General features: G+C 68.6%; 9 protein-coding genes. 4 read left to right on the top strand and 5 right to left on the bottom strand.

Annotation, left to right across the window (positions count from 1 at the left end):
- Positions 1-28 precede the first annotated feature (28 nt).
- Positions 29-880 (bottom strand): hypothetical protein, encoded by an 852-nt coding sequence (locus VD972_RS30380; RefSeq protein ID WP_324992269.1) that lies wholly within the window; start codon positions 878-880, stop codon positions 29-31.
- Between the two features lie 202 nt (positions 881-1,082).
- On the opposite strand from VD972_RS30380, the gene VD972_RS30375 reads away from it, so the two are divergent.
- Positions 1,083-1,460: a hypothetical protein gene (locus VD972_RS30375; RefSeq protein ID WP_324992268.1), complete on the top strand. Its 378-nt coding sequence runs from the start codon at positions 1,083-1,085 to the stop codon at positions 1,458-1,460.
- 36 nt (positions 1,461-1,496) lie between these two features.
- On the opposite strand, the gene VD972_RS30370 is transcribed toward VD972_RS30375, so the two are convergent.
- Positions 1,497-2,864, bottom strand: a complete 1,368-nt coding sequence (locus VD972_RS30370) for an ArnT family glycosyltransferase (RefSeq protein ID WP_324992267.1) — start codon at positions 2,862-2,864, stop codon at positions 1,497-1,499.
- Between the two features lie 97 nt (positions 2,865-2,961).
- Between VD972_RS30370 and VD972_RS30365 the strand changes: the two genes are divergently transcribed.
- The 3 genes from VD972_RS30365 to VD972_RS30355 all read left to right on the top strand — a co-directional run bounded on the left by VD972_RS30365 (position 2,962) and on the right by VD972_RS30355 (position 7,908).
- A complete protein-coding gene (locus VD972_RS30365; RefSeq protein ID WP_324992266.1) occupies positions 2,962-5,055 on the top strand; it encodes a thioredoxin domain-containing protein in 2,094 nt (697 codons plus the stop codon).
- Between the two features lie 145 nt (positions 5,056-5,200).
- On the top strand, positions 5,201-6,676 hold the full coding sequence (locus VD972_RS30360; protein WP_324992265.1) for a DUF4241 domain-containing protein: 1,476 nt from the start codon (positions 5,201-5,203) through the stop codon (positions 6,674-6,676).
- Positions 6,677-6,918: 242 nt separating this feature from the next.
- A complete protein-coding gene (locus tag VD972_RS30355; RefSeq protein WP_324992264.1) occupies positions 6,919-7,908 on the top strand; it encodes an Rpn family recombination-promoting nuclease/putative transposase in 990 nt (329 codons plus the stop codon).
- 11 nt (positions 7,909-7,919) lie between these two features.
- Here the strand turns inward: VD972_RS30355 and VD972_RS30350 are convergent, their stop codons facing one another.
- From VD972_RS30350 to VD972_RS30340, 3 genes are all read right to left on the bottom strand, one after another.
- Positions 7,920-9,473, bottom strand: coding sequence for a transglutaminase-like domain-containing protein (locus VD972_RS30350; RefSeq protein ID WP_324992263.1), 1,554 nt, complete (start codon positions 9,471-9,473; stop codon positions 7,920-7,922).
- Positions 9,474-9,515: 42 nt separating this feature from the next.
- Complete coding sequence (locus tag VD972_RS30345; RefSeq protein WP_324992262.1) at positions 9,516-9,878, bottom strand: GNAT family N-acetyltransferase; 363 nt, start codon at positions 9,876-9,878, stop codon at positions 9,516-9,518.
- A partial coding sequence (locus VD972_RS30340) for a D-alanine--D-alanine ligase family protein (RefSeq protein ID WP_324992261.1) occupies positions 9,853-10,934 on the bottom strand: 1,082 nt, incomplete at its 5' end. The genes VD972_RS30345 and VD972_RS30340, both read right to left, overlap by 26 nt.

Below are 10,934 nucleotides of genomic sequence, written 5' to 3'. Positions count from 1 at the left end.
TGGGTGGGGAAACCCACCCTGAGTCCACTCAGAGGGAGAACTCGGCGCCCACCGTGAAGCCAAAGCGCAGGGCGGAGGTGCTCCAGGACTTGCTGAACTCGAGGCCCTCGATCGTCTCATTCGTGGCGAAGAGGTAGGTCTTGTCGAGCTGGGCGGACAGATCCGCGCGCAGATGGATGCGCTCGCTCATCTTTCTCCGTCCCCCAAGGGAGAGCCCTCCCAGCCAGCCCACGCGCGGCACGCTCCACACGCCCACTCCCTGAACCTGGAGCCGGTCGATCTCCTGGCTGAGCTCGCGGTCGGGCACGAGCAGCGACATGCCAACGCGGCCGCCGAACATCACCTCCGTCTTGTCCGCGACGGGCAGGCCATACTCGCCCGTGATGAACGCCTGGCTCAGCAGGCCGAAGCCAAACTGCCGGTTCCCGCTCGCGCTGTAGTTGCCGAACAGGCGCACGGCTCCTCCAATGCGGGCGCGCTCCGCGAGGATGGGCGCTGGGATGCTGAGGGAGAGCGTGGCGGAGAGGAAGGTGGCGCTGCTGTAGTCGAAGGACTCGTCCGTGCGTGAGGCGTTGATGGACTGGGAGCCCGCCAGGTGGGAGTTCTCCTTGAAGAGCTCCAGCCCGACACCGACCCGCATGCGCGACTTCGCCTGGGCCCGCTCCTCCGCCTGCACCACCGATTGCGGTTTCTCCGACGGAGCCTCCTCTTTCTCTGGGGGCTTCGGCTTCTGCGGCTGGGGCTTCGGCTTCCTGGCCTTCGTCTTCGTCTGCGTCTTCGACTGTGTCTGCGCCTGCGCCTGGAGGGGCAGCGCGAGGCACAGTGACAGCACGGCGAGGAGCGCCTTCCAGGGGACTTGGGGAACGGGCAGGGTGCGCATGCGGGGCACGAAGAAGTGGGTTGCCTCGCAGCCTAGAACAGAACGCCTGCATTCCGATGCTCGCCTGCTCGCTCACACCGGCAGAGTGGAAAAGTTCCTCCGTGCCGGACGGAAGTCGGCCGGGATGGGCTATCTTCACGGGGCGTCTCGAGCGAGGGGGTGGACCCTGCCCAAAGTCGTCAAGAACCTTGGAGTCGTCCTGGTGCTGGCAGCCATCGCCAGCGCCGTCTACGTCGTGGCGAAGGTGGTCCCTTTCTACGTGGACCACATGGACGTGAAGGAGGCGGTCGAGGCCACCTTCAACCTCGCTGGCCGGAACATCAACGATGGCATCCTGCGCGGGGAGATCCGCAGCCGCACCGGCCGCATGGGGAGCCACGTCGAGACGGACAGCTGGGGCGTCGACCACGTCGTCCCGGGCCTGGGGCTGACGGATGACATGATCGTCATCGAGCGCAGCCGCATCACGGACAATGTGAGCATCGAGGTGAGCTACCAGCGCGAGGTGGAGCTCTCGCTCTTCAACTACGTCCACGTGCTGCAACTCCGCGCCTTCAAGGAAGGCATCCCCCCGCCGTAATGAAGGCGCGCGGCAGGGCGCTCCCAGGGTTCCACTTCAGCGAGCGCCCCGGAGCCTCCAGACGAGGAAGGTGTGCACCCGCCGGCCACGGAACTCAGCAGGCAGCTCCACCGGACCTTCCACCGCCGTGAAGCGCTGGACCAGCTCTTCGGGCGGCTCCGGTCCCTCGGAGTACCAGAGGGCATCCTGCCCTGGAGCCACCACGGGCTCTGGCCATAGATCGTACTGGCTCTTCCTCCCACCACCCGCCGTGTCCACGAACACTCCCGCGTGGCGCGCCGCCTGCGAGGCGAGCTGGTAGCTCGGCGCGTAGACGATGGCGATCTCCTTCGCCTCAGCGTCCGGGAAGAGTCGCGCGGGCTCGGCCAGCGTCGAGAGGGTGGCCCACCCATGAGTGCGCGCCAGCGGCACATCCCGCTCGAAGCGCAGCAGGGGGAACAGCAGGTGTGAGCCCACCGCCAGCACCACGGCCAGCCCGCTGAAGGCCGCTGCCCGGAACCACACGGGCCGCATGCCTGCCACGCCGACGCAGGCTGCCACGTAGGCTGCCGCGGGCCAGTTCGCCTCTCCCCGGGTGCGGAGCGCCGCGTACCCGAAGAAGAGCAACGGAAGCACCGCCGCGGCCCGGAGGAGGAACTGCTCGCGTGGGCCGCGGAGCGCATACACCCCGGCCAGCGGCAGCAGCACGGGGCCGCCCAGCGCGAGCTGGCCCCCGAGGAACTCCGCGAAGGACTCGAGCCCGCCAGTGCCGCCCAGCCCATGCCGGAGCTGGAAGGCGAACCCCACCCACTCCCGGTTCGCGTTCCACAGCACCACGGGGAGGAAGAGCAGGACGCCCAGGAGCGCCGTCACCCACGCGCCCGCCGGCAGCCGCCGCAGGCGCACCGCTGTGGCGAGGAAGGCCACTGCGAGCAACACCGCTGGGTACTTCGACAGGAGCGCGAGGCCTGAAGCCAGCCCCGCCAGCACCCACCGCTCGCGCCACAGCGCCCAGAGTGCCAGCGTCCAGAACAGGAGCAGGGGCGAGTCCGGAGTGGCCCACACCCCGGCCAGGATGGCCACCGGCACCACGCTCCACAGCGCCGCCGCGCGCCAGGCCGCCTCGGCGCTGCCATGCACGTCCCGCGCGAGTCCCCACACCGCCGCCACCGTGCCCGCTCCGCACAGCAGCGCCGCGGGCCGGATGTCCACCGCGGCGATCAGCCAGGCGATGAGCGGCGGGTGATCGTAGTAGCCCCACGCGAGGTTGCGCGCCCACTGCCAGTAGTAGGCCTCGTCGAAGTAGGTGTCCGTGCCCAGCGCGAGCGCGAGCCGCACCCCCGCGCCCAACGCGACCAGGGCGAGACAGAGGTTCCGAGAGGTGGACTGGGCGGCGGGAACGGCCACTCCCCGGACAAAGCGCAACCCGCGCCCGTTGGCCAGTGCTCTCTTGAGGGGGCCTCGGGTCGGTGTCTCCCAAGTGGGGCTTGAAAGGAGGGAAGCCGCCTGCTCGCATGGCCCCATGGTCCACCCGCCGTCGTCATCTCCTGGTGTGAGCAACCGCCTTGCGCGCGAGCCCTCGCCCTACCTGCGTCAGCATGCCAACAACCCCGTCGACTGGTACCCCTGGGGAGACGAGGCCCTCGCCAGAGCCCGCGCCGAGAACAAGCCCATTCTGCTGTCCGTGGGCTACTCCGCGTGCCACTGGTGCCACGTCATGGCGCACGAGTCCTTCGAGAGCCCCGCCATCGCGCAGCGGATGAACGAGTGGTTCATCAACATCAAGGTGGACCGCGAGGAGCGGCCGGACCTCGATCAGATCTACCAGGGTGTGGTGCAGCTCCTGGGACAGGGGGGCGGCTGGCCGCTCACGGTGTTCCTCACCCCGGACCTGCGGCCCTTCTACGGTGGCACCTACTTCCCGCCGGAGGAGAAGTACGGGCGCCCGGGCCTGCCTCGGCTGCTGGAGGCGCTCCACGACGCGTGGGTGAACAAGCAGGACCAGGTGCTCGCGCAGGCAGCCGCCTTTCACGACGGACTGGGCGAGCTGGCCACCTACGGGCTGGACGCGGCCCCCGCGGCGCTCACCGGGGCGGAGCTGGTGACGATGGGCGAGAAGATGCTCCGCAGCATGGATCCGGTGAACGGCGGCTTCGGCGGCGCGCCCAAGTTCCCCAACCCCATGGATGTGTCCTTCCTGCTGCGCGCATGGCGGCGCGGCGGACCTCCCGCGATCAAGGACGCGGTGATGCGGACGCTGGAGCGGATGGCGCTGGGTGGCATCTACGACCAGCTCGGGGGAGGCTTCCACCGGTACTCGGTGGACGCGCGGTGGCGGGTTCCGCACTTCGAGAAGATGCTCTACGACAATGCCCAGCTCCTCCACCTGTACTCGGAGGCGGAGCAGGTGGAGCCGCGGCCGCTCTGGCGCAAGGTGGTGGAGGAGACGGTGGAGTACGTGCAGCGCGAGATGACGGACGCGCGCGGCGGCTTCTATGCGGCCCAGGACGCAGACAGCGAGGGCGAGGAGGGCAAGTTCTTCGTCTGGAGGCCCGAGGAGCTCGCCACCCTTCCTCCGGAGCAGGCCGAGCTGCTGCGGCGCCACTTCCGCATCACTCCCGAGGGGAACTTCGAGGACAGCGGCGCCACGGTGCTGGAGGCGGTCGTCCCTGTGCCGGAGCTGGCCCAGGAGCGCGGCGTGCCCGTGGAGGCCCTGGAGCGCGAGCTGGCCGCTGCTCGCAGAGCCCTCTTCGCGCTGCGCGAGAAGCGCGTGAAGCCGAGCCGGGACGACAAGCTCCTCTCAGGCTGGAACGGGCTGATGATCCGCGGGCTGGCGCTCGCCTCGCGCGCCTTCGGGCGCCCGGAGTGGGCCCTTCTCGCGGCCACCGCGGCGGACTTCGTGCTCTCCCGGATGTGGGACGGGACGCGCCTGGTGCGCTCGTATGAGGAGGGCGGCAGCCGCATCGATGCCTTCCTGGAGGACTACGGCGATCTGGCCGCCGGACTCACCGCGCTCTACCAGGCCACCTTCGATGCGAAGTACCTGGAGGCGGCCGTGGCGCTGGTGAAGCGCGCCGTGGAGCTCTTCTGGGACGGGGAGAAGCAGGCGTACCTCTCGGCGCCCAAGGGCCAGAAAGATCTGGTGGTGGCCACCTACTCCCTCTTCGACAACGCCTTCCCCTCGGGAGCCTCCACGCTCACCGAGGCGCAGGTGGCGCTCGCCGCGCTCACCGGGGACAAGGCCTGGCTGGAGCTGCCCGAGCGCTACATCTCCCGGATGCGGCAGCAGCTCGGGGACAACCCTCTGGGCTACGGGTACCTGGCGCTCGCGGCGGACACGTTCCTCGACGGAGCTGCGGGTGTCACCTTCGCGGGGACGCGTGAGCAGGTGGCGCCGCTCCTGTCCGCCGCGAACCGCGTCTTCGCGCCCACCTTCGCCTTCACGTGGAAGGAGTCGGGCACCGCCGTCCCTCCGCTGCTCCAGGAGCTCTTCGAGGCGAGGGAGCCTGTGGACGGCCAAGGCGCGGCGTATGTCTGCCGCGGCTTTTCCTGCGAGCGCCCGTTAACCGCCCCGGATGCGCTGATCCAGCGCCTCCAGGCTGCACCTCGCGACTGAGGCGGGTGGCTCATGCAGCAGGGTGGGAGAAGCGGGTGTGCTCTCCCACCTGCTGAACCCTGAGGGTGCACTCGGTCTGAGCGAAAACCTGTTTCAGCAGATGGCCACGAGTGCGGTTAGAATCCGAACAGGGGGCAATTCTTCGATGAGAGTGAGCAGCGCCACGAGTGACCTGCTGACGGCGTTTGAAGACAGCAGGGTGCTGCTGGATCACGGCAGACCTGTGGCGGTCTCCACGCATCACGTCGGCACGTTGGTATTGACCAGTGGGCGAGTGGTGGCCTGCAACCCGCTCACGCTGCCCTCGCGTCCGCTGCCCCGAGCCCACCTGCTGGCCCTGCTCGCGCTGGACCACCGCGAGCCGTTCTCTCGCACCGTCCGCCCGGGCCGCTACCCCGTGGTCCTCAGCATCATCCGGACGGGACGCGGGAGCGCGCGCACCGCTCAAGAGTCCATCGCCATGGCCATGGTCCGCTTCGAGGACGAGCGCCCGGTGCGCTGGGAGATGGCGGCTCGCGGTGAGCGCAGCCCGCGCTCGCTTCGCCCCAACGAGCGCTATGGCTACCGGGCGGATCCCGACATCACCGCGTTCCTCGACGCGGACGTGGTGGAGCGGGTGTCCGAGAAGAGCCGCCAGTTCGTGGAGACCTTCACCGAAGGCGCGCCGCCCTCATGGTCGAGCACCGTGCTGACGCTCGAGCCGAAGACCGGCGCCAACATCGTCGCCTTCTCGTCCGGCACGCTCGCGCCGGCGTCCATGGGCCAGAGCGCCTACTGCTCGTGGTGGGGGCTCGCCGAGGACGGCCGTCCCGTCTGCCTCGTCACCGATCTGCAGCACCTGGATCTGCCGCGGCCCGCGTTTCCGGATGATGCGGAGGCAAGGCTGTCGCGGGTGCGCGAGCTGATGGGGCAGCTGCGGTATGGCGACGCGGACATGCGGGGCCGGGCGCTGCGCGAGATTGGCGGCTACGGGGGAGAGGCGAGCGAGGCGGTGGGCGTCCTCATCGGGCGCATCCTGGCCACCGAGAGTGATCCCGCCGAGCGGGAGTATGCCGCCGCCGCCATCGCGCGCATCTGCGCCGAGGCCCCGGAGCAGGTGGAGCTGATCGCGAGGGTGCTGGCCTCTGGTGTGAAGGGAGAGCCCCTGGCGGCGCTGATGCGGGCGGTGGCGAGCATTGGCATCTGCTCCCGGGATCCGCAGCTGTTCCAGTCCATTGCCGAGCGCATCCTCACGGTGCTCGTGCACCGGCTCGAGGAGGGCGACCGGAACATCTCGGCCGCCATCAAGGGGTTCGTGTGGGATCTCGGGGAGCACCGTCCTGAGGCGTGGGAGCTGCTGGTCCGGCTGCTGCGCACGGGGGACCTGGAACTGCGCGTCTCCGCGGCTTCGAGGCTCAGCTACTCGCGGTCTCGCACGCACCATGAGGCCGCCCTCGAGGCGCTGGCGAACATCATCATCGATGAGTCCATGGAGCTGGAACTGCGGGTCGCGGCCGCCAACTCCTTGAACGACTTCCCGTGGCTCTCGGCGACGGCGCGCACCGCGCTCTGGCACGCGGCCTCCAGTAAGGAGCCGCTCCTGGCCTGGTATGCCCGGGACCTCCTGCGTCACCACGCGTGAGCCGGGCGCTCCGGCGCCTGCGTGCTCTTGAAGGTGTCCAAGTGATTTTGGGAGAGCTCGCCTGTTGTCAGACAGGTTCATTCCGGGCCCGCCGCCAGCTGACCCTGTCTCTGACTGCAGACAGGCTCCAGGCAGAGACAGTCCGTCTCCCGTGCGGGACGGAGGGAGCGCGTGGAGGACGCCCGCGCCCCTTGGGCTCTCTTCGCGGCGGTGCTGGCCCGCTTTGTGCTGATGCCGGGGCCATGTCTGGCCCGCATGATCGCCTGGTACGCTTCACCTTCGACCACCCCGAGCGGGCGGCGACCGAGCTGCGCGCCGCACTGCCGGCTTTCGTGGTCTCCCAGGTGGACTGGGCGAGCCTGCAACCGGAGCGGGGTTCCGTTGTGGATCCGGAGCTGCGAGAGACGGAGACCGACTTGCTGTTCTCGGCTCGGCTCCGTGGAGGCCGTGCGGTGCTGTTCTACATGATACTGGAGCACCAGTCGTCCGTGGATCGGTGGATGGCTCTGAGGATTCTGCGATACGTGGTGCGCCAACTGGAGCATTGGCGCCAGGAGCACCCGGGAAGTGAGCTGATGCCCATTGTCATTCCCTTGGTGATGTACCACGGGCCTGGAGGAGCTTGGAGCGCGCCTCGGCGGGTGGAAGCGCTGTTCGACGTGCCGGACGAACAACCGGAGCAGTGGAGAGCACTGGTTCCACACGCCGGGTACCTGTTGGACGACCTGACGACCGCGCGAGAGGAGGCCTTGAAGACACGCCCAGGTCCTCCGATGGCGCGGCTGGTGCTTCTGGCGCTGGTGTATGGACGCAGCGAGCAGCTGGCGCAGCGGTTGCCGGGTTGGGGGGAGCTCTTCACCCAGGCTCATGGGGCCCCGAACGGTGCAGAGGAGGTGAGCGCCATCTTCCACTACCTGCTGTTGGTGGGAGAGGAAGGAGCCAAGGGAGTGACAGTGGACATGTTAAGATCCGTAGTAGGTGCGCAGCGAACGGAGGAACTCATGTCGGCCTGGTTTGAGGAACACTTCGAGCAAGGACGTCAGAAGGGTAGGGACGAGGGGCTGGCCAAGGGGCGGGCTGAGGACGTGCTCCGGATCCTCGCCGTGCGAGGTGTGCACGTGGACACTTCGGCGCGCCAACGCATCCTGTCCTGTACGGACCTGGCCACCCTGGGGCTATGGCTCGAGCGGGCGGTGAATGCCACCCACATCTCGGAGGTCCTGGCGCAGTAGCGGCCCCGCGCTCAGCGGCCCGCGGGAGCCTGAGAACCCGTCGCACCCGAGGGCCTGTCGCGGACCTCCACCACCTTGAGCTGGCCGATGAGAGGGGTGATCTCCGCATTGCCCTCTTGGCCCACGCCGAAGTGCGTCGCGTCCGCCACGATCTGGTTGAACGTCGGGTCCATCTGCGTCCACTCGCCCACGTACGCCTCGATCCACTCGTGCCAGTAGAACGCGGGCACCCCGTCCTCGTTCATCATGTACACCACCCCGTCCACCCGCCGCGCCGGAATCCCCAAGGCGCGCAGCATCGCCACCGCCAGCAACGAGTGCTCCGTGCAGTCGCCCTTCATCTGCCGCAGCACGTCCGAGGCCCGGTCCGCGCTCGCGCCGTAGTCCTTCTCGAGACTCGTAGCCACCCAGGTGACGATCTTCTTCGCCACCGTGTACGCATCCTTGTCCGAGCCCCCCAGCTTCTTCGCGAGCTTGCGGATCTCCGCGTTGTCGCTCTCGACGATGATCGTCGCCTTGAGGTTCTCCCCGCCGTCTGGGTCCGCCAGCGGCGCCGGCTTGAGGCTGGCCTGCCGTGGCAAGTCCGCTGACAGCGTCACCTCCACGTTCCCGTCTGGCAGCTTCACGAACTTCTGCCGGTACGAGTTCACCTGGAACTTCTCCGGCAGCCCCTTCATCACCAGCACCGCCCGGCCTGGGATGGAGCGCGCCTCGGCGGGCAGCTGCCGCGGCAGGACGATCCGCGTGAGCCCGAACACCTCCACCACATCCAGCCGCTTGGCCACCGCCTCCGACTCCGAGCGCGCCTTCATCGTCTCGCCGAAGTCCACCTCCACCATCTCGCCCTCGTCCGTGACGTAGGCCACCACCGGCACCTTCTCCTTCTCGGAGAGCGTCTGTGCCTTGTGCAGCCGGACTTTGACTCCGCGCACCATCCGCTCTTCCTGCCGCTCCAGGGTCGTGGTGACCTTGTAGCTCTCCAGATCCGTCCCGTCCGTGATCGTACCCACCACGGTCGCCTTCCGGTGGATCGCCACGCGCGCCTGATCCGCGTCCTCCACCGTCTCGCGGCTGGCCGGGAGCATGCGCACCTCCTCCGGCAGGCCCGGGCGCTTGCGCACCACTCGGAGCCCCTCCGCCGTCTGGGTGGCCTCGAGCCGCTGCTCGCCGCCGTCGCCTCGCTGCTCCACCACGAAGGACAGCAGCCGGCCCCCGGGCTTCGCCTCGTAGATGCGCTCCTCGCGGTGCACACGCTCGGAGGGCTTGCTGCCCACCGTGGCCTTGAAGACCAGCTCGTTGATGCTCTTCACCTGGTTCGGACGCCCAGGCACCGGCGCCAGGTCCGTGAAGAAGTACCCCACCTTCTTGTCCATGAGGTACAGCCCCAGCCACTCGCCTCCCTTGGGACGCGGTGTCTTGAGGACATCGGAGATGGCTGGAGAGACCGCCGCGGCCTTGGCGGTGGAGCGAGCGGCAGGAGCAGGGGCCTGGCCAAGCGCCGGAGCCGCGCTCAGCAGCACGACAGCCAGGCCCAGCAGGGGAGCAACGAGGGGCGTGCGGGTCATCACCCCCCTCTTAACGGAATAAAGCCGCGTTTTGTTCGCGGATTACAGCCGCTTGGCCAGGATGATCAGGTCATCCCCGACCTTGTAGAAGTCCCGGAACCGGGCCTCCTCCGTGTACTTCATGGAGGCGTAGAAGCCGCGGGTGGGGCCGTAGGCCTCCGTGGCGCTCGTCTCCACGCGGATGACACGGGCCCCGCGCCGGCGCATGTCCGCCTCCATGCCCGCAATCAGCGAGGCCCCTATCCCCTGGCCCCGCACATCCGGGTCCGAGGCGATCCAGTAGAGATCGTACGTCCCCTCCGTCATCGGCGTCGGGCCGTAGCACGCGTAGCCAACGAGGGGGCCCTCCCGGTCCGCGACGAGGATGGTGTAGTCCTTGTTATTCGGCGTGAGCGCGAGATCCACCAGCTCGACGGCGCACTCCACCTCTTCCGGGGAGAACGTTTCGATTCTGCGGATGAGTGCTGCGAGCGGCTCCCGGTCCTTTTTTTCGATGGGGCGGATTTCCATGGGCTCTCTCGAGAGCGATCTCCACGAGGCGGGCCGCCAGCGCCGGGTACTCCATGCCGGCCAGCGCGGCGGCCTTGGCGAACCCGGCAGTCGGGTGGAGGTCGCAGTTGGGGTTGATATCAATGACGTAAGGCACGCCCTCGGGCGATACACGCAGGTCTACGCGCCCGTAGTCCAGGCAGTCCAGCGCCGCGAACGCGTCCATCGCCGTGCGCACCAGCCGGGCCTCCAGCGCAGCGTCCTCCAGGTGGCACGGGACAGAGGTGCTGTCGAGGCATTCGGGGGAGTCCTCCTCCCACTTCGCCTTGTAAGAGACGATGTTCGGACGGTTCTCGAAGGCCTTCCCGAAGACAATCTCGGTCAGCGGCAAGGCGCGACGCGGTGCGTTGCCCAGCAGCGGCACGTAGATCTCCCGGCCGGAGATGAACTGCTCCACCAGGGCCGGCTGCTGGAAGGTGCTCAGGACCTTCTCGACAGCGCACGCCAGGCCGGCCTTGTTCTCCACCACCGAGTCGAAGTCGATGCCCATGCTGGCGTCCTCGCGCACAGGCTTGACGATGAGCGGGTAGGCCAGCTCCACCGCCATCACGTCCTCGAGCCGCTCCACCACCGCGAAGGGAGGAGTGGAGATGCCTCGGGAGCGCAGCAGCTCCTTGGCCTTGTGCTTGTGCAGCGCCAGCCCCAGCGAGAGGGCAGACGAGCCCGTATACGCAACCCCCAGCATGTCCAGCAGGCAGGGGATCAGCATCTCGCCCCGGCTGTCGGCGGCCAGGGACTCGCAGAGGTTGATGACGAGGTCCGGCTGCAGCCGCCGCAGCGTGTCCACGAACTCGAAGCGGTCGCCCTCGACGGCCAGCGGCTCCGCGAGGGTGTCTCCTCGGGAGAGGGCTTCGCTGAGGGCCGAGGCGACTCGCACTACATCCTCGCGGGCCTCCCTCCCTGGATCGTCTG

The organism is Hyalangium sp. (genome assembly GCF_035629615.1).
In the GTDB taxonomy this organism is placed as follows: Bacteria; Myxococcota; Myxococcia; order Myxococcales; family Myxococcaceae; genus Hyalangium.
The sequence above is the reverse complement of the archived record's forward strand: the minus strand, read 5'-3'. Positions and strand labels throughout refer to the sequence as shown.